Origin of the sequence: Serratia sp. BFP-2025 (assembly GCF_050880365.1) — a bacterium.
GTDB lineage: Bacteria > Pseudomonadota > Gammaproteobacteria > Enterobacterales > Enterobacteriaceae > Serratia > Serratia surfactantfaciens.
Map to the genome: position 1 here is coordinate 1,155,434 of NZ_JBPAFV010000001.1, position 24,886 is coordinate 1,180,319.

25 protein-coding genes and 1 riboswitch are annotated in these 24,886 nt (G+C 58.2%); of the genes, 11 read left to right on the forward strand and 14 right to left on the reverse strand.

Features of this window, described 5'->3' with window-relative positions; translation table 11 throughout:
• Position 1: 1 nt before the first annotated feature.
• Positions 2-185: riboswitch (yybP-ykoY riboswitch) on the reverse strand.
• 217 nt (positions 186-402) lie between these two features.
• From ACRAWE_RS05395 to manX, 4 genes are read right to left on the reverse strand one after another with little or no spacing between them, the layout of a single operon-like run.
• A complete protein-coding gene (locus ACRAWE_RS05395) occupies positions 403-861 on the reverse strand; it encodes a DUF986 family protein (protein ID WP_432525071.1) in 459 nt (152 codons plus the stop codon).
• Positions 862-915: 54 nt separating this feature from the next.
• Positions 916-1,758, reverse strand: coding sequence for a PTS mannose transporter subunit IID (locus ACRAWE_RS05400; RefSeq protein WP_015378157.1), 843 nt, complete (start codon positions 1,756-1,758; stop codon positions 916-918).
• A gap of 15 nt (positions 1,759-1,773) precedes the next feature.
• Positions 1,774-2,574, reverse strand: coding sequence for a PTS mannose/fructose/sorbose transporter subunit IIC (locus ACRAWE_RS05405; RefSeq protein WP_015378156.1), 801 nt, complete (start codon positions 2,572-2,574; stop codon positions 1,774-1,776).
• A 56-nt stretch (positions 2,575-2,630) separates the two neighbouring features.
• On the reverse strand, positions 2,631-3,590 hold the full coding sequence (manX, locus tag ACRAWE_RS05410; protein WP_025159821.1) for a PTS mannose transporter subunit IIAB: 960 nt from the start codon (positions 3,588-3,590) through the stop codon (positions 2,631-2,633).
• 562 nt (positions 3,591-4,152) lie between these two features.
• Between manX and ACRAWE_RS05415 the strand changes: the two genes are divergently transcribed.
• Positions 4,153-5,697 (forward strand): TerC family protein, encoded by a 1,545-nt coding sequence (locus ACRAWE_RS05415; RefSeq protein WP_063918498.1) that lies wholly within the window; start codon positions 4,153-4,155, stop codon positions 5,695-5,697.
• 16 nt (positions 5,698-5,713) lie between these two features.
• Here ACRAWE_RS05415 and ACRAWE_RS05420 read toward each other — a convergent pair whose 3' ends face one another.
• From ACRAWE_RS05420 to pabB, 4 genes are all read right to left on the reverse strand, one after another.
• Positions 5,714-7,300, reverse strand: coding sequence for an EAL domain-containing protein (locus ACRAWE_RS05420; protein ID WP_019452840.1), 1,587 nt, complete (start codon positions 7,298-7,300; stop codon positions 5,714-5,716).
• A 266-nt stretch (positions 7,301-7,566) separates the two neighbouring features.
• Positions 7,567-8,931 carry an L-serine ammonia-lyase gene (gene sdaA / locus ACRAWE_RS05425; RefSeq protein WP_025159820.1) on the reverse strand — a complete coding sequence of 455 codons (1,365 nt, stop codon included), beginning with the start codon at positions 8,929-8,931 and terminating at the stop codon, positions 7,567-7,569.
• A 448-nt stretch (positions 8,932-9,379) separates the two neighbouring features.
• Positions 9,380-9,958, reverse strand: coding sequence for a CoA pyrophosphatase (locus ACRAWE_RS05430; protein ID WP_063918497.1), 579 nt, complete (start codon positions 9,956-9,958; stop codon positions 9,380-9,382).
• Positions 9,955-11,328, reverse strand: a complete 1,374-nt coding sequence (gene pabB, locus ACRAWE_RS05435; RefSeq protein WP_211130116.1) for an aminodeoxychorismate synthase component 1 — start codon at positions 11,326-11,328, stop codon at positions 9,955-9,957. Before pabB ends, ACRAWE_RS05430 begins: the two co-directional genes overlap by 4 nt.
• Before the next feature lie 531 nt (positions 11,329-11,859).
• Between pabB and ACRAWE_RS05440 the strand changes: the two genes are divergently transcribed.
• Together ACRAWE_RS05440 and ACRAWE_RS05445 are read left to right on the forward strand one after the other, a co-directional pair.
• Positions 11,860-12,861, forward strand: coding sequence for a glycosyltransferase (locus ACRAWE_RS05440; RefSeq protein ID WP_432525072.1), 1,002 nt, complete (start codon positions 11,860-11,862; stop codon positions 12,859-12,861).
• Positions 12,862-12,923: 62 nt separating this feature from the next.
• A complete protein-coding gene (locus ACRAWE_RS05445) occupies positions 12,924-13,169 on the forward strand; it encodes a YoaH family protein (protein ID WP_063918495.1) in 246 nt (81 codons plus the stop codon).
• Positions 13,170-13,203: 34 nt separating this feature from the next.
• Here the strand turns inward: ACRAWE_RS05445 and purT are convergent, their stop codons facing one another.
• Positions 13,204-14,382, reverse strand: coding sequence for a formate-dependent phosphoribosylglycinamide formyltransferase (purT, locus tag ACRAWE_RS05450; RefSeq protein WP_063918494.1), 1,179 nt, complete (start codon positions 14,380-14,382; stop codon positions 13,204-13,206).
• Between the two features lie 246 nt (positions 14,383-14,628).
• Here purT and cspE point away from each other — a divergent pair, with 246 nt between their 5' ends.
• The 5 genes from cspE to yebF all read left to right on the forward strand — a co-directional run bounded on the left by cspE (position 14,629) and on the right by yebF (position 17,558).
• Positions 14,629-14,838 carry a transcription antiterminator/RNA stability regulator CspE gene (gene cspE, locus ACRAWE_RS05455; RefSeq protein ID WP_004927572.1) on the forward strand — a complete coding sequence of 70 codons (210 nt, stop codon included), beginning with the start codon at positions 14,629-14,631 and terminating at the stop codon, positions 14,836-14,838.
• Positions 14,839-14,985: 147 nt separating this feature from the next.
• Positions 14,986-16,368 (forward strand): ATP-dependent RNA helicase DbpA, encoded by a 1,383-nt coding sequence (gene dbpA, locus ACRAWE_RS05460; RefSeq protein ID WP_432525073.1) that lies wholly within the window; start codon positions 14,986-14,988, stop codon positions 16,366-16,368.
• 88 nt (positions 16,369-16,456) lie between these two features.
• Positions 16,457-16,780, forward strand: a complete 324-nt coding sequence (locus ACRAWE_RS05465) for a YebG family protein (RefSeq protein WP_019452832.1) — start codon at positions 16,457-16,459, stop codon at positions 16,778-16,780.
• 39 nt (positions 16,781-16,819) lie between these two features.
• Positions 16,820-17,128 carry a N(4)-acetylcytidine aminohydrolase gene (yqfB, locus tag ACRAWE_RS05470; protein WP_432525074.1) on the forward strand — a complete coding sequence of 103 codons (309 nt, stop codon included), beginning with the start codon at positions 16,820-16,822 and terminating at the stop codon, positions 17,126-17,128.
• Between the two features lie 70 nt (positions 17,129-17,198).
• A complete protein-coding gene (yebF, locus tag ACRAWE_RS05475; RefSeq protein WP_019452830.1) occupies positions 17,199-17,558 on the forward strand; it encodes a protein YebF in 360 nt (119 codons plus the stop codon).
• A gap of 55 nt (positions 17,559-17,613) precedes the next feature.
• Here the strand turns inward: yebF and ACRAWE_RS05480 are convergent, their stop codons facing one another.
• The 5 genes from ACRAWE_RS05480 to mdtH all read right to left on the reverse strand — a co-directional run bounded on the left by ACRAWE_RS05480 (position 17,614) and on the right by mdtH (position 22,307).
• Positions 17,614-18,177: a lipoprotein gene (locus tag ACRAWE_RS05480; RefSeq protein WP_432525075.1), complete on the reverse strand. Its 564-nt coding sequence runs from the start codon at positions 18,175-18,177 to the stop codon at positions 17,614-17,616.
• 152 nt (positions 18,178-18,329) lie between these two features.
• Positions 18,330-19,970, reverse strand: a complete 1,641-nt coding sequence (locus tag ACRAWE_RS05485; RefSeq protein WP_432525076.1) for an ABC1 kinase family protein — start codon at positions 19,968-19,970, stop codon at positions 18,330-18,332.
• A gap of 34 nt (positions 19,971-20,004) precedes the next feature.
• Positions 20,005-20,652, reverse strand: coding sequence for a glutaredoxin 2 (grxB, locus tag ACRAWE_RS05490; RefSeq protein ID WP_063918491.1), 648 nt, complete (start codon positions 20,650-20,652; stop codon positions 20,005-20,007).
• Between the two features lie 127 nt (positions 20,653-20,779).
• A complete protein-coding gene (locus ACRAWE_RS05495) occupies positions 20,780-21,028 on the reverse strand; it encodes a hypothetical protein (protein ID WP_019452827.1) in 249 nt (82 codons plus the stop codon).
• Positions 21,029-21,101: 73 nt separating this feature from the next.
• Entirely contained in the window at positions 21,102-22,307 is a 1,206-nt protein-coding gene (mdtH, locus tag ACRAWE_RS05500; RefSeq protein ID WP_074054003.1) for a multidrug efflux MFS transporter MdtH, read from the reverse strand.
• A 345-nt stretch (positions 22,308-22,652) separates the two neighbouring features.
• Between mdtH and rimJ the strand changes: the two genes are divergently transcribed.
• Genes rimJ through ACRAWE_RS05515 form a run of 3 tightly spaced genes read left to right on the forward strand, consistent with a single transcriptional unit; the run spans position 22,653 to position 24,804 of the window.
• A complete protein-coding gene (gene rimJ / locus ACRAWE_RS05505) occupies positions 22,653-23,237 on the forward strand; it encodes a ribosomal protein S5-alanine N-acetyltransferase (RefSeq protein ID WP_025159814.1) in 585 nt (194 codons plus the stop codon).
• Positions 23,238-23,246: 9 nt separating this feature from the next.
• Positions 23,247-23,891, forward strand: a complete 645-nt coding sequence (locus ACRAWE_RS05510) for a YceH family protein (protein ID WP_432525077.1) — start codon at positions 23,247-23,249, stop codon at positions 23,889-23,891.
• Positions 23,884-24,804, forward strand: coding sequence for a Gfo/Idh/MocA family protein (locus ACRAWE_RS05515; RefSeq protein ID WP_432525078.1), 921 nt, complete (start codon positions 23,884-23,886; stop codon positions 24,802-24,804). The genes ACRAWE_RS05510 and ACRAWE_RS05515 overlap by 8 nt, the downstream gene beginning before the upstream one ends.
• Positions 24,805-24,886: the final 82 nt, after the last annotated feature.

Genomic DNA, 24,886 nt, shown 5'->3' on the forward strand with positions numbered 1-24,886 from the left:
CTCGGCCGGGTGGCTCCATATACACGTAACCCACCCCCAACCAAACGACGGAGTTACGTGTCTATGGTCTCGCCAACCTTACCTGGCTGCCCGCACCACGTTTCTTACGGCGAAACGAGTATGTTGATACGGGCGTTTCTGGCGTTTTATTCTCCAGAAACCGGCTACTCCCCAATGACGGCGCAACCATACCATATTATTTCCGCCACCGACAACCTTATTCTGTGGCAATGTTTGTTCTTAATTGAGACTCGTTTTCATTAATCTAATTTCATCTGGGAATATAATGTAGCCAGGGGTAACAATGTTGCGGAAATAATAGTCAGAAGGGAATTGCGCTGCCGATTAATTATCCATAAGCAGCGCAGGGTTTGAGCAATGGAAAAATGACTGTTTCTTTATTTATTGATTATCAACAAAAAAATGATAAATCTTCTCCAGGTCGTCCAGGTGCGTCACTTGAACCAACAACCGGCGCTGTTCCAGATCGACGGCCAGAATGCCATCCTCCGATAAATTCATGGCTTTAATGCGGTTATATTCGACAAACACATTGGCGAAGAAAAAACCGTGCGCTTTAAACAGCATCTTGGGGGAGCGAATATAAAAGATATAGATCGCAAGCAGCGCTAAAGAAATAAGCAGATAGGTGGTGAGTACCGCACCATTGTCGGTGATATTGCGGTAAATCAGAATGGCGATCAGGCCGACGAAAATCAGGCTGTCGAGGCGGTTGCGGCGTTTGAGCGGCACTTTAAGCCGCGTTTTGCCTTTCAGCAGGTCCATGCCGAATTCGTCATACAGCGAGTACAGCAACAGCAGGGCGATAAACAGCATCAGTACGGCGTCGGTCAGTGACATCTCTTGCTCCACACATAAAAAAGCCGGGGGTCGCCCCCCGGCCGTTTCGAACGATTACAGGCCCAGCAGGCCAATCCAATAGCCAAAGATGCCGATGACGAAGAAGCCGATGATGATCCACAGCGCGTTGACTTTCTTGCGCAGCAGCCACATACAGGCGAAGGTCAGCAGCAGTGGCACCAGGCCCGGCATCAACTGGTCGAGGATGGTCTGCACCGTGGTGACGTTGGTATGCCCGGTCTGGTCGGTTATCTTGGACACCACCAGCGGGATATTCACGTGCGTCCATTTGTTGACCAGCGCCCCCATGACAAACAGGCCGAGAATGGACGCCCCTTCCGTCAGTTTCTGCAGGAAACCACCGCCCATGTCGTTGACGATATCCACCCCTTTACGGTAACCGTAGGCCACGCCGTAGTAGCGGGTCAGCAGGCGCACCAGGTTGAACAGCACGAAGAACAGGATCGGCCCGAGCAGGCTGCCGCTCATGGCGATGCCGGCGCCGAGCGCGGCGAACACCGGCCGCACGGTGCCCCAGAAGATCGGGTCACCGACGCCTGCCAACGGCCCCATCAAACCGACCTTGATGCCGTTGATTGCGGCGTCGTCAATCGGCGCGCCGTTGGCGCGTTGCTCTTCCATCGCCATGGTTACGCCGAGCACCGGCGCCGCCACGTAAGGGTGGGTGTTGAAGAACTCAAGGTGGCGCTTGATCGCCTGTTTGCGATCGTCATTGTTTTCCGGATACAGGCGGCGGATCACCGGCACCATCGAGAAGCAAAAACCCAGCGCCTGCATGCGTTCGAAGTTCCATGAACCCTGGAACAGGTTCGAGCGCAGGAATACGCCGCGAATATCGGCCGGCGTGAGTTTCTTTTGAGCAGTCGTATCAACCATTTCTCTCACCTATTCCTAGTCGAGTTCGTTATCGAGATCGTTCGCGTTAGCCGGGCCGGCCTGTACAACCTGAGACTTGTTGTATTTCGGGCTGAGCTGGATATACAGCACGGCCATCACCACGCCGATGACGCCGAGCGCCACCAGGTTGAAGTTGGTGAAGGCGGCGGTCACGAAACCGAGATAGAAGAACGGCATCAGGTAGCCGGCACGCATCATGTTAATCACCATCGCGTAACCGACCACCACGATCATGCCGCCGGCGATGTTCAGGCCGCTGGTGACCACTTCCGGGATCGAGTTGAGCAGGGCGTGTACCCCGGCGGTACCGACCGAGATGGCGACGATGACCGCCGGGATGGCGATACGCATCGCCTGCAGCAGCAGGGCACCGACATGGATCCAGCTAATGGCGCGCAGGCTGCCGCGCTCCGCTGCGCTGTCCGCCGCGTGCTGGAAGGCTACGGTGAGGGTACGCACGATGATGGTCAATACCTGGCCGGCTGCCGCCAGCGGAATGGCCAGGGCGATACCGGCGCCGACGCTTTGCCCGCCGGCGATGACCAGAATGGTCGAGATGATGGAGGCCAGGGCGGCATCCGGCGCGACCGCCGCACCGATGTTCATCCAGCCCAGGGCGATCATTTCCAGCGTACCGCCGATGATGATGCCGGTTTTCATGTCGCCGAGGATGAAGCCTATCAGGGTACAGGCGACCAACGGACGGTGGAACTGGAACTCGTCGAGGACGGAACCCATCCCGGCGATACAGGCAACGATAAATATCAGCACAATCTGAAGAGTGGTGATCTCCATTGCACTTCTCCTATGACCAAAAAAGCTCTGAGTAAAATAATCAGCGGCTGGCGCCACTAATTGAGTTTGTTAATCAGGTCCATCATTTTTAGCCGGCTGTCGGACGAGACCTTGCGCACCTCCAGCTCGATACCGCGATCGTTCAGTTTCTTAAACGCTTCGATATCTTTTTCATCGACGGATACGGCGTTGTTCACCTGGGTTTTCCCCTGACGGAACGCCATGCCGCCGATGTTGACAGATTTGATATCCACGCCGCCTTCCACCAACCGCCAGACGTCGGTCGGGTTGGTAAACAGCAGCATCACGCGGTCGTTGGCGTATTTCGGGTTGTTCCAGACGCGGATGGCCTTCGCCACGTCCACCACGTGGGCGGTGACGCCCGGCGGGGCGACCTGAGTCAGCAGAGTTTTGCGCACATGGTCGGCAGCGACTTCGTCGCTGACGACGATGATGCGGCTGACGTTGGTCTCTTTGGTCCAGCGGGTGGCGACCTGACCGTGAATTAAGCGGTCATCGATGCGCGCCAGGCCGATTTTCATGTGGTCGTTCGGCCCCAGCGGCGCCTGAGGGGCAGCGGCTTTGGCGACGGGTGCTGCGGGTTTTGCGGGTTCTTCCTGCGGTTTTTTCAGCGCTTTCACGCCTTCGCGGCCGGTTTCCAACGCCAGCGCCACCAGTTCATCGAAAGCGGGGTTGTCGTCCCGCGCCATGAAGGTTTCCACCAGCATCGGAATGTTGACTCCGGTGACGACCTCATAGTGTTCTTTGTCGACCGCAATGCGGCTGGCGGCGTTGAACGGGCTACCGCCCCAGGTATCCACCAGGAACAGCACGCCGCCGCTGGTATCCAACCCACTGATTTTTTCATTGTATTTGACGATTAACGTTTCGGCATTCTCACCGGGAACGAAGTCTATAAAGGCGACGTTGTCCTGCTCGCCCAATAGCATCTCCGCCGTTTTCAGCAGTTGTTCCGCTGCAGCCCCGTGTGTGCCGATGATAATAGCTATTGCCACTCGCTACCTCCTCGTTGAACTCCAGGCGCGGTTTGTGTCGTTCCTCCGCGCCGTTTTGGCAGTCACTTCCGCGGTTCAGATACATTATGGTAGAAAAAAAGAAACGCACCCCTAACATTTCTCACGCAGTTTCAAATGCCTGTGCGCGATATTTCACGAACGCGCCATTTATTTTAGTGAGTGAAAAAATATTTTTTGTGACGTTGCTCCGCTATTGAATGCTCGGAGAAATCTTAGCTGTCATGGGGGAGATGACGGAGTGTCATCCTAAACCGTCGTTGAAAAAGCCGCTTTGTCCCCCAGAAAAATCCTGATACAGTAATTTCCTCTTTCATCACTAAGGAGTGAAGGGCCTCAGCCCTCCCTATGGACTGTCACCGAAGTTACTGTTTTTCCAGGTTTCACCCGCCACCTGCTGGCGTTACATATGCTGTTCGGCCGTCCGGCCACCTCCCGGTAACCCCATTCCGTCACCTTGCTATTGTCGACTGCACCCATGCAGCGGCGGCATCGTCACGTCTGAGCGGCCTGCGCTCATTCCCACTTTTCTCTGGAGTCTGATATGGAATTTTTAATGGACCCCTCTATTTGGGCGGGGTTGCTTACGTTGGTGGTGCTGGAAATCGTGCTGGGCATCGACAACCTGGTGTTCATCGCCATATTGGCCGACAAGCTGCCGCCGAAGCAGCGCGATAAAGCGCGCATCATCGGCCTGTCGCTGGCCTTGTTGATGCGTTTGGGCCTGCTGTCGGTGATCTCCTGGATGGTGACGCTGACCACGCCGCTGTTCAGCGTAGGCGATTTCAGTTTTTCCGGCCGCGATCTTATCCTGCTGTTCGGCGGGGTATTCCTGCTGTTCAAGGCCACCATGGAGCTGCATGAACGGTTGGAGGGGCAGTCGCATCAGGACGGCGCCAACCGCGGCTACGCCAAGTTCTGGGCGGTGGTGGTACAGATCGTGATTCTGGACGCGGTGTTCTCGCTCGATGCGGTGATCACCGCCGTGGGCATGGTGAACGATCTGCCGGTGATGATGGCGGCGGTGGTGATCGCAATGGCGGTGATGCTGCTGGCATCCAAGCCGTTGACCAACTTTGTCAACGCGCACCCGACCATCGTGGTGCTGTGCCTGAGCTTCCTGTTGATGATCGGCCTGAGCCTGATCGCCGAAGGCTTCGGCTTGCACATTCCTAAAGGCTATCTGTATGCCGCGATTGGCTTCTCGATCCTGATTGAATTGTTCAACCAGATCGCGCGCCGTAACTTCATTAAGCATCAGGCGCGTCGCCCGATGCGCGAGCGCACCGCGGAAGCGATCATGCGCCTGATGGGGCAGCAGCGTGCGCAGCAGACGGACGACGCGGTCGCGTTGCCGAGGGATGAAACCTTTGCGGCGGAAGAGCGTTATATGATCAGCGGCGTACTGACGCTGGCCTCGCGCTCATTGCGCAGCGTGATGACGCCGCGCACCGAGATCTCCTGGGTCGACTGCGAGCGCTCTCGCGAAGAGGTGCGCGCACAGCTGCTGGATACGCCGCACAGCCTGTTCCCGGTATGCCGCGAGTCGGTGGATGAGATTGTCGGCGTCGTGCGCGCCAAGGATCTGCTGGTGGCGCTGGAACAGGGTGAAGATATCGCCGAGTTCGCCGCCCGCACGCCGCCGATCGTGGTGCCGGAAACCATGGATGTCATCAAGCTGCTGGCGGTGCTGCGTCGCGCCAAAGGACGTCTGGTGGTGGTCACCAACGAATTCGGCGTGGTGCAGGGGCTGGTGACGCCGCTGGACGTGCTGGAGGCGATTGCCGGTGAATTCCCGGACGAAGATGAAACGCCTGACATCGTGGCGGAAGGCGACGGCTGGCTGGTGAAGGGGGGGACCGACCTGCACTCGCTGGAGCAGGCCCTGGCCTGCGATGACCTGGTCAGCCCTACCGCCGACTACGCCACTCTGGCCGGGCTGCTGTTGGCCCATTATGGCCAGATGCCGGTAGCGGGGGATACCATCGAGTTGAACCACCTGCGTTTCGATATCGTCGAGGTCTCCGAATACCGCATCGAACTGGTGCGCGTTACCCGCGTCGTGTTTGACGAATCAACGCATTCGTAACCTTCCCGCCGGAGGCTCAGGCCTCCGGCGTATTCTCTTCTGCTTTCCTGACGCGCGATTCGTACTGCTGTAACCACAGGGGGAAAACGTGGATCGGCATCGGCTTGGCGAAATAATACCCCTGCAGGGCATTGACCTCACGCGAGCGCAAATAGTCGGCCTGCTCCGCCGTTTCTACCCCTTCGGCCACCAGTTTCAGCTTCAGGCGCTGCGCCAGCGTAATGATGGTGTCGGTTACCGTGGCGTTGACCGCGTCGGTGCCGATGGCGGCGGTAAACCCGCGGTCGATCTTCAACACGTCCGGGCTGAGATTTTTCAGGTAGCTCAGCGAACTGTGGCCGGTGCCGAAGTCGTCGATAGCCAGCATGATGCCCATGTCTTTCAGCGTGCGGATCTGGTCGTACTGGATCGCCGACAGCGCGGTGCGCTCGGTCAGCTCCAGCATCAGTGACGGCATCGGGTGCGCCGGCAGCCAAATCTGACGGATATCGTCGATGATATCGAGCGTTTTAAAGTGCTCGGCGGCGACGTTGATGCTGATGTAAAACGACGGCCGCGGCGGGAACAGCTGCAGGTTTTCCGTCACGGTGTTCAGCAGATAGCGGGTGAGCGGAATGATCAGCTCATGCTGTTCGGCCAATGGGATAAATACGTCGGGCGAGATCCATCCCTGCCGCTTCTTTTTCCAACGCAGCAGCATCTCGACGCCGGCGCAGCGCCCGGTGTCGCTGTGGATGATCGGCTGGCAGTAGACGCGAAATTCCCGATGGGTGATGGCATGGCCGATGTGATAAGACAGGCTCATGCGGTTAGCGGTAAGCAGATAGACCACATAGGCCGCCAGCAGGCTGATCAGCAGCGCCAGCGGAATATGGCGCGGCAGCGCGGAAAGCGCGAGCATGCCAATCTGTGGCCCGAACAGTGAAATTGAGAAGGGGTACAGCGCGGAACCGGCGGTGTAGCGCAGATCGTTAGTCAGGGTATCGCGGCTCAATATTTCACGGCGGCCATACTCCAGGCTGCTGTCGGCGACGTTCAGCACCACTCGCTGAACATAAGGTTCCTGCGGCTCGAGTAAAAAGTTGGACAGCAGTTCGATATTGAAGACGTGCAGCACGCCGCTGGTTTTATCGGTGGGGGATGGCGTCCACAATACTAACGTGGGGAGACCTTTGCTGACCGCCAGCGAAGGGCGCAGCGCCAACCGGGCATTGCTGTTGACCAGGGTCGGCATCACTGCGGCCATCTGATAATGGCGGGCGCCGAACAGGCTGGAGCAGTAAATGATGCCGTTTTTCACCAGCAGCATGGCGCGCAGCGCCTGATTTTGCGCGGCGCGAAAACGCAGGGTCGATGAGACGTTCTCGCAGGGCTGATCCAGCATATCCATACTGCGTTCCGCCTGTAGCTGCGCCGGGCTCAACAGTTGGTTGATCTTGCCAACGGTACGGGTGGCCAACGTCTGTTGGCTCTGTTCGATGCTTTTGACCTCTTGGTAGTAACGGGTATACAGCGATACCAACAGAATAGCCACGCCCACCGCTCCGGCCAGCAGCCAACGGTAGTAACGATATCGGGACGCGGCGAGGTGGGTCATCAACATCCGGTAAATCCTTGTTCGGTAATCCAGCTCCGAGTCACAGTCAGACCATAGATCCTTAAGTTGCGCTCGGCTAATTCTAGCCTGAGGTTATACAAGATTGATGGTAACTCAGTAAATTATTTCAGTTTGGTAAAACAGAAGGCCAATTTGCAGGCTAACCGTCGGATCGATGAGAAAAATGCAGGATATTTTTTGGTGACATTGTCACTAAAGCGGCCAATGAATTGATTACCCATAAAAAACCCCGCCGGCGGCGGGGTTGTCTGTCAGTCGCATTGCACCTTGATCGCCAGGCCGCCGCGAGAGGTTTCACGGTATTTGGCGTTCATGTCTTTGCCGGTTTCGTACATGGTTTCGATCACCTTATCCAGCGAAACGCGCGGTTCGCTGGTGCGGCGCAGAGCCATGCGGGCGGCGTTGATCGCTTTGACCGAGGCGATGGCGTTGCGCTCGATGCACGGCACCTGCACCTGGCCGGCGACCGGGTCACAGGTCAGCCCCAGGTTGTGTTCCATGCCGATCTCTGCCGCCACGCACACTTGCTCAGGGCTGCCGCCCAGCAGTTCGGCCAGGCCGGCCGCCGCCATGGAGCAGGCGACGCCCACTTCCCCCTGGCAGCCGACTTCGGCGCCGGAAATGGAGGCGTTCATCTTGTACAGCGCACCGATCGCACCCGCTGCCATAAAGTAGCGGATGTAAATGTCGGGGCTGACAGACTCAATGAAGTGATCGTAGTAAGCCAGCACGGCAGGCACGATGCCGCAGGCGCCGTTGGTTGGCGCAGTGACCACGCGTCCGCCGGCGGCGTTTTCTTCGTTAACCGCCAGTGCGAACATGTTGACCCAGTCGATCACGTTCATCGGATCGTTGGACAGTTTGTCCGACGCCACCAGCATGCGGCGCAGCGCGGAGGCGCGGCGCGGTACGCGCAGCGGCCCCGGCAGCACGCCTTCGGTGTTCAGACCGCGATCGATACAGGCGCGCATGGTTTGCCAGACGTTACCAAAGTAGGTGTCAATCTCTTGCTTGCTGTGCAGCGCCAGTTCGTTCTGCATCACCATGCCGGACAGCGACAGCCCGGTCTCGCGGCAGTGGTCGAGCATTTCGCGCGCGGAGTTGAACGGATAAGGCATTTGCAGTTCTTGCTCGGCGGCCTTGCCGAAGTTCTCCTCGTCGACGATGAAACCGCCGCCGATGGAGTAATAGGTCTTGCTGTACACTTCTTTATCGCCGGCGAAGGCGTGGACCTGCATGCCGTTTTCGTGCAGCGGCAGGTTGTCGCTGCGGAAGACCATGCCGCCGTCGCGTGGGAAATCGACTTCATGCAGGCCGTTGGCCAGCATCAGACGTTGACGTTGTTCTACATCGCGAATAAAACCCGGAATGCTATCGATATCGACGGTGTCCGGCATGTTGCCGGCCAGGCCGAGAATGATGGCGATATCGGTATGGTGACCTTTGCCGGTCAATGAGAGTGAGCCGTAAACGTCTACGGCAACACGCGTGATAGAAGGCATCAGGCCTTTATTTACCAGATCGTCGACAAACTGTTTGCCGGCTTTCATCGGTCCAACCGTATGAGAGCTGGACGGGCCGATGCCGATCTTAAACATGTCGAAAACGCTAATCACGCTAAAACTCCTTAAAGAGACGTATTGTTATGGCTGCGGCGGTTAAAAACCGCGCAGGGAACAGCGATATTGTAAAAGGGCCGTGCGGGTTCGGCTGCCTTTTTCGCATGAAATTAAATAATCCGTGGTGTCACTTTTTTTACTGATTACCCGGGGCGAACCCTTGTGCGTGGCATCCGCTTTCGCCCAAGCTCCATTAACGGTAATCGCGCCCGCTTTTCCTTGCTGAGCGCCGCCGGCTTAATCCCTGTTTCTACAGTGGTTTATCTCGGACGGTGGTATTTTACAGGTATTTCGTAAGGTTTAAGAGAGGGTTTACAGTTTTTTTAAAACCATTCAACCGCAACGGTAGTTGAAAAAGCGATCAAATGAAGTGATTTCGATCGCTTTACCCGCAGCGGAAAGCCGATAGTCATGCCAGATTGCGAGTCAGATCACGCAATGGAAGCTAAATGCTGACCTGTTGCGCCAGACGTCGAATGATGGCGGCGGTCAGCCCCCAGATAAACTGGCTGTGATACCAGGAGAGATAGATGCGGTGCGTATGCCCGGCGCGATGAATATCGAGCGGATAGTAACGCGACAGGGTCAGCGCCTCCCGCAGGGGCATCTCAAACACGTCCGCCACTTCGCCTTCATTGGCCCGGAACTGCACCTCCGGCGGGATCAGGCCGACGATAGGCGTGACTTGAAATCCGGTGCTGCTGTCGAGCGGGGCCATTTGGCCGAGTACGGTCACCGCTTGCGGCGGTATCGCTACCTCTTCGTGCGCCTCGCGCAGCGCCGTGACGATCGCCGAGCCGTCTTCGGCGTCGGTTTTGCCGCCGGGGAAGGCCACTTGGCCGGCATGTTTGCGCAGCGAGTCGGCGCGGCGAGTCAACAGCAGCGTTGGCTCTGAGCGGCAGATAATCGGGATCAACACCGCCGCCGGGCGCACGTTGTGCGAGATCTGCGCCGCCTGCGGCAGCTGCAGCTGAAAACGGCTGATAAAGGCGTGCAGAGAGGCCGGTGAATTCGATGGGATCACGACAGCTCACACTCCCCAAGCTGCGGCAGAATGCGGCCTACCTTGTCGAAGGTTTCCTGGTATTCCGCCTGTTCCTCGCTATCCGCCACGATGCCGCCGCCGGCGGAGCAGTGGATGCGCCCGTTTTCGGTGACGAGCGTGCGGATAGTGATATTGGTGTCCATGGTGCCGCAGGCGCTCAGATAGCCGATGCTGCCGCAATAGGCATTGCGGCGCTGCGGCTCCAGTTCTTCGATGATTTCCATCGCGCGCACCTTGGGGGCGCCGGTGATCGACCCGCCGGGGAAGCAGGAGCGCAGCAACGCGGTGGCTGAGGCCTGGTTCGGCAAGATCGCGGTAATGGTGCTTACCAGGTGGTGTACCGCCGGGAATGGCTCCACGGCGAACAGTTGAGGCACCCGTACGCTGCCGGGCTGGGCGACACGGCCGATATCGTTACGCAGCAGATCGACGATCATCAGATTTTCGGCGCGATCCTTGGGAGAATCCGCCAGGCGGCGAGCCTGCGCGGCGTCTTGTTCCGCGTCCGCCAGCCGCGGCAGCGTGCCTTTGATCGGGCGGGTTTGGATGCGCTGTTGTTCCAGCCACAGGAAGCGTTCGGGAGAGACGCTCAGCACGCTGTTGTGCGGCAGGCGCAGGAAAGCGGAGAAGGGCGCGCGGTTGCTGGCGCTCAAGCGGCAAAATGCCTGCCATTCGTCCCCTTGATAGTCGGCGGAGAATCGCTGCGCCAGATTAATTTGGTAGCAATCTCCGTTGCGCAGGTAGTGCTGGATGCGTTGGAATTTCTCACCGTACTGCCGCCGGCTCATATTGGCGCGCCAGTCGCTCAGCAGCGCAAAAGGGCGTTCCGTCGGCGCGGTTTGATTATTGAGCCAGCGCCAGCGCTGTTCCACGTCGCCATAGCTGAGCAGCGTCAGCGTTTGCAACCGATGGTCGGCAATAAGCGCCCAGTCATAAATGCCTACCGCCATATCCGGCAAAGTGAGATCGGCGTCGGCCAACTGTGGCAAAGTTTCCACCCGGCGCCCGAGATCGTAGCCGAACAGCCCCAGGGCGCCGCCCTGAAACGGCAGATCTGGATTGAAGGCTGGCTGCCAACCTTGCGTCGCCAACTGTTGTTGCAGCAGGGCAAACGGATCTTCCTCAGACAGGCTTGTGACGCCGTCACAACAAATTTCGGTGGTGGCGCCATGGGTGGTGAGCGTAACGCGCGGCTCAGCGACCAGGATATCGAAGCGATTATGCGAATGCTCGGCAAACCCCGAATGCAGCAGCATCGCCCAAGGGGAGGATGAAAGCGGGGCGAAAAGCGTCATCAGGGCGCTGCGGCTGTAAGGCAAAGACTTTATGTTTGGGGCTGTTACGCTCATGAACGTCAATAAACCTGGCTGTGGGGGCGGCGATATCGGCCGTTAGTGTGCCATAGACGGCTGCCGCATGCATGTCTTGCCATGCGCGACATGAAGCACAGTTCACATAAACAGCAGCTCAATAGACCTTAAATAAGGCATTTTTTGCGCCATTAACTACACTTCAATATGTTAAAAATTCAGCGTTAAAGTTAGCTGGAAGTATTTCAATCGAGGGCGCGCAACCCGAAGAATATAAAGATTACTCGTTAATTTCGCAAATTTACTGTTTCTCTTCGTTATCAAAAAAAAGAGAAAAGGATGCACCGCCCGGTATTGAGAGGGTGAGGCGATTATTTTTGGATTAACGGTTGATTATATAACGTTTCTTGCCCGTAGCATGAAAAGAGAAAAATAAGACTAATCTTATTTGGCCTGTATTGGAAATGCCTGTGCCTTATCAGCAGCCATTTTCCTCCAGCGCTGAACGGGTGGGTTTTATCTAAAAAAATAAAATTATTATTTTGTTACATTATCATTGAAGAGCTGCCTATGTCGTTAATGCTGAGCGTTATTGTCCCGATGCATAATGCGGGAGAATTACTGGAACCCTTCCTGGCCTCGTTGTTGGCGCAGCGCGAACAACGGTTGGAGGTGATCATCGTCAATGATGGTTCTACCGACGGCTCGGGTGAGACTGCGCACCGTTACGCGGCGCAGCATTCGCATATTAGAGTGATCGATCAGGCCAACGGCGGCGTTTCCAATGCGCGTAATGCCGGTCTTGCCGTCGCCCGGGGCAAATATGTGGCGTTTCCTGATGCCGACGATCTGTTGGCGCCAGAAATGTATTCCACGCTGTTGGAACAGGCCGAGCTGCATCAATTAGACGTGATGCAATGCAATGGCGAGCGCTATTTCGCCAGTGAAAACGAATTACAGCCGATCTTTCCCCAAGAGCGTTTACAGACCACCGATGTTATCACCGGCGTACAGTGGTTCGAACGGGCATTGAAATCGCGAAAATTTATTCACGTTGTATGGCTGGCGATATATCGCCTCGATTTTATCCGCCGGCATCAGCTTTATTTTGAACCAGGGTTACATCATCAGGATATTCCCTGGACGACCGAAGTCATGTTTAATGCCCAGCGGGTCAAGTATTTAAGCACGCCGCTGTACCGTCAACGGGTGCACGACAAGTCGATCAGCAATCGTCGCCGCACCGGCAAAGCAAACGTGGATTATCAACGCCACTATATGAAAATCGTCGAAATGCTGGAGCGCCTCAACTTGCGCTATGCAGGCAGCATTGCCATTCGTCCGGCTTTCCACTGGCAAATCACCCGCGAAGCGTTGGGCATTTGCCATAGCATTCGTCGTGAGCCGGATCCGCTTGCCCAGAATCAGATTACCGAAGAGTTTTATCAGCGCGGCATTGACAGAGCGATGTCCGCCAATGCGCGCGGCGTGAAGCAGGGGTGGCATGTTATGCTGTGGCGGCATCGCCTGAAGCAGTGGCGCAGCGATAACGGCTGTTCGCAACCGGCCTGAGGCTTGGGATCCGCCGCATTAGCGCGTATACTCCTTCTCCCTTTTGCCGGAGAGAACGACACATGCATGCAGGTATGCCATTACTGAGTCACGCGGAGCAGCAGGAAGCGGCGGATCGCATCCATCAACTGATGGAGCAGGGCATGAGCAGCGGTGAAGCCATTGCTCGCGTTGCGCAGGAAATTCGTGAGAAGCATCAGGGCGCTCAGGTTGCGGTATTGTTCGATGACGATGATGAAGACGAGCAGCATGAAGTCGCGCCGGATGCGTCGTTGGATGACGATGCCGAAGAAGACGAAGATTATTGATGTTATCGGGGCTGCGTAAGCGGCCCCGTCAGTTTCAGCTTTCAACCGCCACGGCGGCGGCGGCCTGCTTCGCTCGCTCCACCGCGTGTTCAGTGGTGTCCGCGGTGGCCAGCGCAACGCCAAGACGGCGTTGCCCAGCGATTTCCGGTTTGCCGAACAGACGCAGCTGGTTGTACCCGCGCAATGCGTTTTCCAACCCGCTGAAACGCACATCGCTGCTGGTGAGCTGCGGCAGGATCACCGCCGAGGCGGAAGGGCCGAACTGGCGAATGGCGCCGATCGGCAAGCCGAGAAACGCGCGAACGTGCAGGGCGAACTCGGACAGATCCTGTGAAATCAAAGTGACCATGCCGGTATCATGCGGGCGTGGCGACACTTCGCTGAAGATCACGTCGTCGCCACAGACGAACAGCTCCACGCCGAACAGGCCGAAACCGCCCAGGGCTTTCACGACTTTCTCCGCGATCGCCTGAGCGCGGTTCAGCGCCGTGGCCGACATGCGCTGCGGCTGCCAGGATTCGCGATAATCTCCGTCTTCCTGACGATGCCCGATCGGCTCGCAGAAATGCACGCCATCCACTGCGCTGATGGTCAGCAGCGTAATTTCAAAGTCAAATCTTACCAGCCCTTCGACGATCACTCTGCCGCCGCCGGCCCGGCCGCCCTGTTGGGCATAATCCCAGGACTGTTGCAACTGGTCGGGCGTGCGGATCAGGCTTTGGCCTTTACCGGAGGAGCTCATCACCGGTTTGACGATGCACGGGTAGCCGATATGTTCAACCGCCTGGCGGAAGGCGGCCTCGCTGTCGGCAAAGCGATAGCTCGAGGTGGGCAAACCGAGATCTTCCGCCGCCAGACGGCGAATGCCTTCGCGGTTCATGGTCAGGCGCGTGGCTTCGGCGCAGGGCACGACGCGGTGCCCTTGATGTTCAAGCTCCACCAGCATGGCGGTGGCGATCGCTTCGATTTCGGGAACGATATAGTCCGGCCGTTCTTGTTCGATAACGGCTTTCAGCGCGTCGCCGTCCAGCATATTGATGACGTGGCTGCGGTGCGCCACATGCATGGCGGGCGCATCGGCGTAGCGATCGACGGCGATCACTTCCAGACCTAGGCGCTGGCATTCAATGGCGACTTCTTTGCCCAACTCGCCGGAGCCGAGCAACATGACGCGGGTGGCGGAAGGGCGCAGGGCGGTTCCAATCGTTAACATAGTTTCGTACCTGGATCGGTGAAAGTAAGCGGATTGATGATCGGCGGGCAGTATATACGAAAACGATTGCGTGCACAGCCGTCGCGCCAGTTTTGTTGCTAACTGACTGTTTTTATAACAAGCAGAAATATTTGCCCTGCATGGGCGATTATGCGTTAATAACCGACGGCGAAAGAAGGCCTACTTATCACAAGGTTTTCGCGTCTCGTGCCGTCAAGGCAGGTTTATCAAGTAAAGGAAACACAAATGAGCAAGATCACTGGTCACGTTAAATGGTTCAACGAAAGCAAAGGTTTCGGCTTCATTACCCCTGCCGATGGCTCTAAAGACGTTTTCGTGCATTTTTCCGCTATCGTTAGTGATGGTTTCAAGACCCTGGCTGAAGGCCAGCAGGTTGAGTTCTCCATCCAGGACAGCCAACGTGGCCCGGCTGCAGCCAACGTCGTTGCTATTTAACGACAGCGTTGCCAAGAAACCCGCCGCCGGCGGGTTTTTTTATGCCCGCAGCCCGTAACGCCGCCCATCTCTGTTATCATTTACCGCTGATTCGGCGCTAACCTGCGGGCGCGCCGCCATTTCATTCGCCATATAAGAGTTATCGCCGTGAGCACAGTTTCTTTTTCTTCCCTGCCGCTGCCAGCCGAACAGTTGGCCAACCTCAACGAACTGGGGTACGCCGAAATGACGCCGGTGCAGGCCGCCGCGTTGCCCGCCATCCTGCAAGGGCGGGACGTGCGCGCCAAGGCGAAAACCGGCAGCGGTAAAACGGCGGCGTTCGGCATTGGCCTGCTGAACAGCATCGTCGTCGGTCAGGTCGCCACACAGGCGCTGGTGCTTTGCCCGACCCGCGAACTGGCCGATCAGGTCAGCAAAGAGCTGCGCCGCCTGGCGCGTTTCACGCAGAACATCAAGATCCTGACGCTGTGCGGCGGCCAGCCGATGGGGCCACAGCTCGATTCGCTGGTGCATGCGCCACACATCGTGGTGGGGACGCCGGGCCGTATCCAGGAGCACCTGCGCAAGAAAACGCTGCAGTTGGACGAGCTGAAAATGCTGGTGCTGGATGAGGCCGATCGCATGCTGGACATGGGGTTTGCCGACGATATCGACGATGTTATCAGCTACACGCCGCCGCAACGCCAGACGTTGCTGTTCTCCGCCACGTATCCGGCGGGCATCGAGCGCATCAGCGAGCGCGTTCAGCGCCAGCCGCTGAGCGTCGAGGTGGACGATGGCGAAGCGCAGACTTCCATCGAACAACGCTTCTATGAGACTACCCGCGATCAGCGCCCGGCGCTGCTGGTGTCGGCGATTCGCCATCATCAACCCGCGTCCTGCGTGGTGTTCTGCAATACCAAGCGCGATTGCCAGACGGTGCTTGAAGCCCTGGAGGCCCGCAACATCAGCGCACTGGCGCTGCATGGCGATCTGGAGCAGCGCGATCGCGATCAGGTGTTGGTACGTTTCGCCAACCGCAGTTGCCGGGTGTTGGTGGCGACCGACGTCGCCGCTCGCGGCCTGGATATCAAAGAGCTGGAGCTGGTGGTTAACTACGAGCTGGCGTTCGATCCCGAAGTGCATGTGCACCGCATTGGCCGCACCGGCCGCGCCGGCCTGAGCGGACTGGCGGTCAGCCTGTGCACGCCGCAGGAAATGGCGCGGGCGCACGCGATTGAAGATTATCTGCAGATGAGCGTCGATTGGGCATCGGTGTCCGAGCTGAGCGGGGCGGCGAGCGGTTCGCTGGAAGCGGAGATGGTGACGCTATGCATCGACGGCGGCCGTAAGGCGAAAATCCGTCCCGGCGATATCCTTGGCGCGTTGACCGGCGACGCCGGGCTGACGGCGGCGGAAGTGGGCAAGATCGACATGTTCCCGGTGCACGCCTATGTCGCTATTCGCAAGGCCAGCGCGCGCAAGGCGCTGCAACAGCTGCAGCAGGGTAAAATCAAAGGCAAAAGCTGCAAGGTACGGCTGCTGAAATAAGCCGAAGGCGGGCGGCGGTTTGCCTTCCCGCCATTATCTATTTATACTGTATATAATTACAGTCATTTGAGTATTTGAGGACGCACGCATGGCGGTTGAAGTTAAATATGTGGTGGTGAGAAACGGTGAGGAAAAAATGACTTTCGCGAGCAAGAAAGAAGCCGACGCCTACGACAAAATGCTGGATCTGGCGGACAACCTCGGGGAGTGGCTGCAGCAAGCACCTCTGAGCCTGGATGACGAACAGCGAGAAGGGCTGAGCTTCTTCCTGGCGGAAAATAAAGACGCGCTGGGTCTGATTCTGCGCGGTGCTTCGCCGGCGGAAACCCTCAAGAAACCGGCGGAAAACAAAGCGAAAAAAGCGCCGTCTAACTCAAAAGAGGGATCTGCGTCAGAAAAGCAAGCGGCATAATGACCTATGTTGCGGTGTTGTGATGAAAAAGGATCTAAAATGAGCCGTGAAATAACTTTCTTCAGCCGTTTTGAGCAAGATATTCTGGCCGGGCGTAAAACCATTACCATTCGGGATGCCAGCGAATCGCATTTCGAACCGGGCGAGGTGCTGCGCGTAAGCCGCAATGAGGACGGCGTATTCTTCTGCTTTATCGAAGTGTTGTCGGTAATGCCGGTGCGCCTGGATGCGCTGACCGAACGCCACGCGCAGCAGGAGAACATGTCGCTCAGCGAGTTGAAGCAGGTGATCAAGGAAATCTATCCGGGCCTGGATGCGCTGTTTGTCATTGAGTTCGTCAAACGGTAATCCTTTGCCGAAACCCTGTTGTGAGCCAGGGATGGGCGCCCGGATAGCGCTAATCACAACGGGAGGACATATGAAAAAAACGGGTTTGGCTATCGCTTTGTTGGCCATGGTGGGAGCATCGACGACGGTGTGGGCGCAGGATCACGAACAGCGCACCGCCAAGGTGGGACAGTGTGCGGGCCTGCAGCCGGCGGATATCGCCGCCCAGGTTAAGCGCGACTTCTTGCAGAACCGCATCACGCGCTGGGAGTCGGACAAAAAGCTGTTGGGTACCGCAACGCCGATTGCCTGGGTCAGCCCGGATGCCATCAGCGGCAAGGATCAGGTGTGGCAGGTGCCGTTGACGGTGCGTGGCACCAAGGCAGATAAAACCTACAACGTGACGCTCAACTGCAACACCGGCGAAATCGCCTACAGCGCGCCGCAGTAACCTTTACCCGCAATAAAAAGCCCGCCGGCGGCGGGCTTGAGGCTTCAGGGCGACGTCAGCCGCTGAACGGGATCACCAACTCACCCGGCTTCACTTCCAACCCCTTCGCCAGTTTTTTCGCCAGCGCTTCGGTTTTGCTGTTGTCAGGGTTCAGCACATAGGCCGGTTTTTGGTCGAAGTAGGATTTCAGCGACTGGTTCAGATACGGCGTCAGCGCTTTCATCACCGTCTGCATTTTTTCCGGCTGCACGCTGTAATCGGTCAGTTCCATGTCCTTCAGGTAAATGGCGCCCTGCGCTCGGTCGTAAACCGGCTGCGCCTTCAGCGTCAGCTTCAGGTCCGCCGCCTGCGGGCCGAGAATCGACGTGATGTTGACCTTGGCGTCGCCGGAAAGGGTGACTTTACCCGGTTCGCTGCGGCCAATCTGGCTTTGCAGCTGAGTCAGCACGATGTTGGCGTCCACCAGACCGGGCACGCCGATCTGTTTCTGATAGTCGTTGTGTTTCTGCAGGTAATCATTCACTTCCTGCTCGCTCAGGGTGTACTGGGTCAGTTGGTTGCAACCGGCCAATACGCCGGCGAACAGCAGGGCGGCTGCGCCCATCAGGATCTTCTTCATTAATGCCTCATTGCGACTGCTGGCGAAAAGTGCTGCAGATAATTGATTAATCATTATAAACGCTCCACCTGCGCGTGAAAATGGCCGGCGGAGAGATGGGGAGGATAGTGCGCGCAAAAGCGGGCAAGACCTATCGGATAACGCCGAAAGCGTCAGCGCCGCAATCGCAGTGCCAACAGAATCACTCCGGCCAGGCAGGCCGCGCCTCCCAACAGCGGGAACAGCGGAACGCCCCACAGCCGCAGCGACGAATGCATCAAATAAGGCGCCAGCCCCAGGGTGAAAGCGGCGGTGACGATGGCGATGGCCAGGGTGACGGCGGCGCGTTCCAGCGCTTTGCTCAACTGGCCGAGGTTACTGACGTTGATATCAGCATTGAGCTGCCCGCGCTTCAGGCGGCGAACCAACAGCCGCAGGGTTTGCGGCAGCTCCTCTCCGGCGTCGAGCGCTTCCCCGCCCAGAGCCAACAGCCGCTGGCGCACGGCGTCGGGGGCGTAGCGCCGCAGCGCCGTTTGTTGCAACATCGGCTTGAGCGTTGCGACAATGTCGAAGGCCGGATCCAGCCGGTGCAGCACGCCATCGGCGGTGATCAAGGCCTTGAACAGCAGCACCAGATCGGGCGGCAGCGCCAGCTGGTGTTCGCGCGCCATCACCAGCAGATCGGTCAGGGCTTTACCCAGCGTAAGGGTGGCGGCGGCCTGCTTGTCGAGAAAGTTTTGCGCCGCCAGCTCCAGATCCATCAGGTCCAGCGGTTCGCTGTCCGACCAGGCGATCAGCGTGTTGACGATGCCCTCGGACTGACGTTCGGCGATGGCTTGCAGCAGCAACAGCAACTGGTTGCGCCGCCGTTCGGACAACTGGCCCACCATGCCGAAGTCGATAAAGCCGACGCGATCGCCGCTCAGCGCCATCACGTTGCCGGGGTGCGGATCGGCGTGATACAGCCGGTGCTCCAGCACCATGCTCATAAAGGCGCGGGCGCCGCGTTGCGCCAACAGCGGCCCGTCAAAACCCGCCGCCGCCAGCTGCTCAGGGTTTTCCGGCGCGGTGCCGGGTAAGTATTCCTGCACGAGCAGGCGGGGGGAAGAGTATTGCCAATAGATTTTCGGCACCACGACGTCGGGTTGATGAGCGAACATCCCGGCGACGCGATCGCAGTTATGCCCTTCGTGAGTCAAATCCAGTTCGTGATTGAGCGCCGTCGCCAGCGCTCTGACCATCTGCCTCGGTCGATAGCGCGCCAGCGCCGGGCTCTGCTGTTCCACGGTCTCCGCCAGCGAAGCCAGCAGCCGCAGATCGGCGTGGATGGTTTTCGCCAGTCCGGGCCGCAGCACTTTTACCACCACCTGTTCGCCGCTGTGCAGGCGCGCACGGTAGATTTGCGCCATCGACGCAGCGGCCAGCGGGGTACGATCGAATTCGGCAAACTGCTGCTCGGGCTCGCCGCCCAGATCGGCGATGATTTGCGGCGCCAGCGTTTCCCATGGCAGCACCGCCGCCTGGCTGTGCAGGCGATCCAGTTCATCGGTCCAGGCCGGATCCAAGAGATCAGAGCGCGTGGCCAGGATCTGGCCGAATTTGACGAAGGTAGGGCCCAGCGCCTCGAGCGCTTCGCGCAGCCGTTCAGGCAGCGTCTGCGCGTCCTGTCGGCCGGGCTCGCTGCGGGCGCCGCGCAACAAAGCGCCCAACCCCAGCAGGCGCAGAACGTCCTGCAGGCCGTAACGAATCAGAACGGAGGTAATTTCCTTCAGCCGCGCCCGGTCGCGAGCGGTGGCGAGCACCATTTTCAACATCAGTACGCCATGTCCTTGTTGTGACTTGCTAACGTTATTGTTCCATATCCAGCAGCAACGGCACCTCGCTGCGCTGCGCCATGCGGTTGCGATAGGCTTCAACATTGTCCGGCAGGGCAACTCCGGCGACGATCGATAGCGAACGCAACAGCGGGAACAGGTGAATGTCGTCCTCGGACAGCTCGCCGTTTACCGCCTCGGCGGAGACGATTAGCGGCGACAGCGCGTGCAGGTCAGCTTCCAACTCGGCGATCAGATCGGCACTGTTGGCGAGATGCTCTGTAAAATCACCGATTGACGCCTGCTTTTTATCGATAAAGTAACGGCGGGCGCTGTCGGTGGCAAATTCTTCGAAGTCGGCATGCGCAATGCGCGGCAACAGCAGTTTTGCGCTGTAACCGCCGACCCGCTGCAGCCACTCGGCGATGGCCGGGTTGGTGTTGCCGGTCAGCGCGGGTTTGCCGTCCAGACCGTCGACATAGCGTACGATATCCAGGCTTTCCGCCATCGCTTCACCGTCGTCTTTGACCAGGATAGGCACCATTTTTTTGCCGATCAGGGTGAACGGGGTCGTCTCATCGTCGTTGAGCAACGTGACCAGGCGAACCGGCAGGTGCTTCAGGCCGAAAATCATGCGGGCTTTAACGCAGAATGGGCAATGATCGTAAATGAACAGTTTCATGCTTGCTCCGGGTTGTCAGGTTTTAACAGCAATAGTTACCACAGCTTACCGAGGCTGTCTTGAAGTGCGTGTGTTGGATGGTGCGTTATTGCGACATTGCCCGCGCAACAGGCGCGGGCGAGGGGCGTTATTTCTTGACCGGTACCGAGTTGAGCACATCGATCAGGTGAATGCGGGCCTGTTCCAGATCGAGCTGATCGCGCTCGTTGGCGGCGGTGACGATCTGTAACTGCTTGATGACATCGCTTTTCAGCGCGCTGTCGCCGGCGATAATTTGGGCCAGCGCCTTTTCCACCAGGGTAGAGCGCGCATAGATCATGCGCAAGTTCAATATCATATGTTCGAGCAGTTGCGGTAACTTCGCTTCTTCAATCATGCCGACGGGCTCCTGTAGGTGTTTTTACTAACAGGATAGCAGCTGCTGCCGATTCGGCCGGATTTCTATGGCCTCAACCGCCGCGCAACATCATAGAGGCGCTGCGCCGCGGGCTGAATTGCCAATACAGCGCCAGCAGCGTGGCGAAGCCGACGGCACCGAGCAGTAACCAGGGCAGCTCCGGCAGGTTCATCGTCCGGCCGGTATCGTACATCCAGCCGCCGCCGGTATAACCTAGCGCGCCGCCGAGCGCCAGACCGAGACGGCTGAAGCCCATGTAGCTGCCGCGCGCCCGCGGATCGGCCAGTGAAGCGCTCAGCGTTTCGCGCGCCGGTTCGGCGATGATCGAACCCAGGTAGAAGCAGCAGATCAGCGTAAACACCCCCTGCAGACTGGTGGCCAAGCCGATCGGCAGCAGGCTGAGGGTCATCAGCAGCAGGCCCGCCATCAGGCGTTGTTCAAGCCGAAAATGTTTTTCTCCCCAGCGCGCCAGCGGATAGAGCAGCGACAGCGACAGCGCGGCTTCGATCGCATACATCCATTTGACTGCCGCCGGCGAACCGGCAATTTCGTTGACCACGATCGGCAGCATCAGCATCACCTGCACCGCCAGCATATAGTAGCCGGTCAGCGTCAGGACATAGGTGAGGAAACGGCGATCGCGCAGGACCCGCAGCATGCCTTCTTTCATCGGTACGCGCACGGTAGAGATACGATAAGCCGGCAGCAACCAGGCGTTCCAGCCGGCGGCCAGCACAAAGATCGCCGCCCCGACCCAGCAGACAAAGTGGAAATCGTACTGCAGCAGCCAACTGCCGATCAGCGCGCCGACCACCGCACCGGCGCTGTCCTGCATCATCAGCAGCGAGAAAAAGCGACCGCGTTCGTGCGGGCGGGTCAGTTTGATCACCAAAGCGGTGCGCGGCGGATCGAACAGCGTGCCGCCGAGGGCGGAGAGCGCGCAGGAGAACCACAGGATCCACGGTTCATCGGCCATCGCCATGGTGGCGAAACCGGCGGCGCGCAACAACATGCCGGTGACGATCATCGGTTTGGCGCCGAAACGATCGGCGATGGCGCCGCCGAAGATGCCGAGCCCCTGCTGCAACAGCTGACGCAGACCCAGCGCGATGCCGACGATCAGCGCCGCCCATCCCAGCTGATCGACAAAGCGAATCGAAATAAGCGGAAACACGACAAAGAAGCCTAATACCACCAGCAGGTTGTCGAGCAACAGAAAATATTTACCCAAGCTGCGCGCTTGCGACACCAGAGACATGCTTCACCATGAGCAATTAAGAAAGAGGGGGAGACAGCCTCTCCATTCTCTACCCAATTTCCGTGCGGCGACAGGGGCGGTGTAGATAATATTTTTTTATCGTCAAGCTGTTATCTGCGCTGCAAAATTGGCGGAAAAACGCCGTAAAGCGCGCATTCGGCGATTTACTGAGCGGCCGGGATTTTACCTCGGGGGCGGGCAACGGTTATATTGAAGACAGGAAAGTGCGGTTCGACGGCGTGATTGGCAAAATAATGCCGTGGCGTAAGATCGGCACAGGATAATTATCCGCACGGCTTCCTAATAAATACTTCTTATCGAACCGTTTTGACTGCGGGGGAAATGATGTTCGGCTACCGCTCTGCATCGCCAAAAGTACGTCTTACTACCGACCGGATGGTGGTCCGTTTAGTGCATGAACGGGATGCCTATCGCCTGGCGGACTATTATGCCGAGAACCGGACCTTTCTCAAACCTTGGGAGCCGGTGCGCGACGAAAGCCACTGTTACCCCTCCGGCTGGCAGGCTCGGCTGGGCATGATCACCGAAATGCAAAAGCAGGGCAGCGCCTACTATTTTATCCTGCTCGATCCGGAAGAACAGGAAGTGCGCGGCGTGGCGAATTTCAGCAACGTGCTGCGCGGTTCGTTTCACGCCTGTTTCCTCGGCTATTCGCTGGGGGAGAAATGGCAGGGGCAGGGGCTGATGTTCGAGGCCTTGCAGTCCGCCATTCGTTATATGCTGCGCCAACAGCGGATGCACCGCATCATGGCCAACTATATGCCGCACAACCAGCGCAGCGGCGCACTGCTGACTCGACTGGGATTCGAACGCGAAGGTTACGCCAAGGATTACCTGCTGATAGACGGCAAGTGGCAAGATCACGTTTTGACGGCGTACACCAATAAAGAGTGGCTACCGCCACGTTGAGGCCAAACGATGAAATATGAATTGAGCGCCAAAGAGGCCCGGGTTATCGGCTGCCTGTTGGAAAAACAGGTCACGACCCCGGACCAATACCCGCTTTCGCTTAACGCCATTACCCTGGCCTGTAACCAAAAGACCAACCGCGAACCGGTGATGGACCTGAGCGAAAGCGAGGTGCAGCAACTGCTCGATTTGTTGCTGCGTAAACATTTCCTGCGCACCCTCAGCGGGTTCGGCAATCGGGTGGTGAAGTACGAGCAGCGGTTTTGCAATTCCGAATTCGGTCAGTTGAAACTCTCACCCGCCGAGCTGGCGGTGATCGCCACCTTGCTGCTGCGCGGCGCGCAAACGCCGGGCGAGCTGCGCACCCGTACCAATCGGATGCATGAGTTCAGCGATGTCAGCGAGGTTGAACAGGTGCTTCAGCAGCTGGCCACCCGGGAAGATGGTCCGTTTGTGGTGCGCCTGGTGCGTGAGCCCGGCAAGCGCGAAAGTCGCTTCATGCATCTGTTCAGCGGTCAGGTTGATGAGGCGCCGCTGGCGCTCGAGCCGGAGACCGACGACGAATTGAGCGCCAGGGTCAGCGCGCTGGAAATTGAAGTGGCGGAGTTGAAACGGCAAATGCAGCGACTGTTAGCGAGAGAGACGAATGACTAAATTGCGCGTGGGTGTAGTGGGATTGGGCGGCATCGCGCAGAAAGCGTATCTGCCGATCCTTGGGCAGGCGGCGGACTGGACGCTGGTGGGCGGCTTTTCCCCCAATCAACAAAAGGCGCAGCCGATATGCGACAGCTATCGCATGGCCTGCTTCCCTCGTCTGGACAGCCTGGTCGAACAGTGCGATGCGATCTTTGTCCACAGCAGCACCGCCAGCCATTTCTCGGTGATTGGCGAGCTGCTCAATCGTGGCGTGCATGTTTACGTCGATAAGCCGTTGGCGGAAACGCTGGAGCAGGGCGAGCAGTTGCTCGAGCTGGCCGAGCGGCGGGGCAAAACGCTGATGGTGGGATTCAACCGCCGTTTCGCGCCGCTTTATCAGCAGCTCAAGCAGCAAATGAACCAGCCGGCTTCCATTCGCATGGACAAACACCGGGCGGACAGCGTCGGCCCTCAAGACCTGCGTTTTACCCTGTTGGATGATTACCTGCATGTGGTGGATACCGCTCTGTGGCTGGCGGGTGGGCGCGAGCAACTGCTGAGCGGCAGCTTGCGGGTTAACGCCGCAGGCGAAATGCTGTATGCCGAGCACCACTTCGCGTGCGGAGACACGCAGGTGACGACGAGCATGCATCGCCGCGGCGGCAGCCAGCGCGAAAGCGTGCAGGCGGTGACCGACGGCGCGCTGTACCAGTTGACCGATATGCGTCACTGGCTGCGTGAAGATGCGCAGGGCGAGCTGGAGCAGCCGGTGCCGGGATGGCAAAGCACGCTGGTGCAACGCGGCTTCGACGGGGCGGTGCGGCATTTTCTCCATGCCGTTGCCAATCAGAGCGCGCCGGAAACCGGCGGCGAACAGGCGCTGGTGGCTCAGCGGATGGTCGAGCGCTTGCTGCGGGATAACTCTATGTAACATATGGCGGTAGCTATTCTTTTCCGGATGCGTAAACTGAGCCGATTGTTTCACTGACGCCTGCAACAGCAGGCGTTGATAT

Bases quoted from the DNA above. Each gene is read 5' to 3' on its own strand.
- ACRAWE_RS05510 (WP_432525077.1), top strand. From the start codon at position 23,247: ATGAAATATGAATTGAGCGCCAAAGAGGCCCGGGTTATCGGCTGCCTG.
- ACRAWE_RS05405 (WP_015378156.1), bottom strand. From the start codon at position 2,574: ATGGAGATCACCACTCTTCAGATTGTGCTGATATTTATCGTTGCCTGT.
- ACRAWE_RS05395 (WP_432525071.1), bottom strand. From the start codon at position 861: ATGTCACTGACCGACGCCGTACTGATGCTGTTTATCGCCCTGCTGTTG.
- ACRAWE_RS05465 (WP_019452832.1), top strand. From the start codon at position 16,457: ATGGCGGTTGAAGTTAAATATGTGGTGGTGAGAAACGGTGAGGAAAAA.
- ACRAWE_RS05415 (WP_063918498.1), top strand. From the start codon at position 4,153: ATGGAATTTTTAATGGACCCCTCTATTTGGGCGGGGTTGCTTACGTTG.
- yebF (WP_019452830.1), top strand. From the start codon at position 17,199: ATGAAAAAAACGGGTTTGGCTATCGCTTTGTTGGCCATGGTGGGAGCA.
- purT (WP_063918494.1), bottom strand. From the start codon at position 14,382: ATGTTAACGATTGGAACCGCCCTGCGCCCTTCCGCCACCCGCGTCATG.
- rimJ (WP_025159814.1), top strand. From the start codon at position 22,653: ATGTTCGGCTACCGCTCTGCATCGCCAAAAGTACGTCTTACTACCGAC.
- pabB (WP_211130116.1), bottom strand. From the start codon at position 11,328: ATGAGCGTAACAGCCCCAAACATAAAGTCTTTGCCTTACAGCCGCAGC.
- ACRAWE_RS05445 (WP_063918495.1), top strand. From the start codon at position 12,924: ATGCATGCAGGTATGCCATTACTGAGTCACGCGGAGCAGCAGGAAGCG.
- yqfB (WP_432525074.1), top strand. From the start codon at position 16,820: ATGAGCCGTGAAATAACTTTCTTCAGCCGTTTTGAGCAAGATATTCTG.
- ACRAWE_RS05400 (WP_015378157.1), bottom strand. From the start codon at position 1,758: ATGGTTGATACGACTGCTCAAAAGAAACTCACGCCGGCCGATATTCGC.
- mdtH (WP_074054003.1), bottom strand. From the start codon at position 22,307: ATGTCTCTGGTGTCGCAAGCGCGCAGCTTGGGTAAATATTTTCTGTTG.
- ACRAWE_RS05485 (WP_432525076.1), bottom strand. From the start codon at position 19,970: ATGTTGAAAATGGTGCTCGCCACCGCTCGCGACCGGGCGCGGCTGAAG.
- grxB (WP_063918491.1), bottom strand. From the start codon at position 20,652: ATGAAACTGTTCATTTACGATCATTGCCCATTCTGCGTTAAAGCCCGC.
- ACRAWE_RS05420 (WP_019452840.1), bottom strand. From the start codon at position 7,300: ATGTTGATGACCCACCTCGCCGCGTCCCGATATCGTTACTACCGTTGG.
- ACRAWE_RS05440 (WP_432525072.1), top strand. From the start codon at position 11,860: ATGTCGTTAATGCTGAGCGTTATTGTCCCGATGCATAATGCGGGAGAA.
- cspE (WP_004927572.1), top strand. From the start codon at position 14,629: ATGAGCAAGATCACTGGTCACGTTAAATGGTTCAACGAAAGCAAAGGT.
- ACRAWE_RS05480 (WP_432525075.1), bottom strand. From the start codon at position 18,177: ATGAAGAAGATCCTGATGGGCGCAGCCGCCCTGCTGTTCGCCGGCGTA.
- ACRAWE_RS05515 (WP_432525078.1), top strand. From the start codon at position 23,884: ATGACTAAATTGCGCGTGGGTGTAGTGGGATTGGGCGGCATCGCGCAG.
- ACRAWE_RS05495 (WP_019452827.1), bottom strand. From the start codon at position 21,028: ATGATTGAAGAAGCGAAGTTACCGCAACTGCTCGAACATATGATATTG.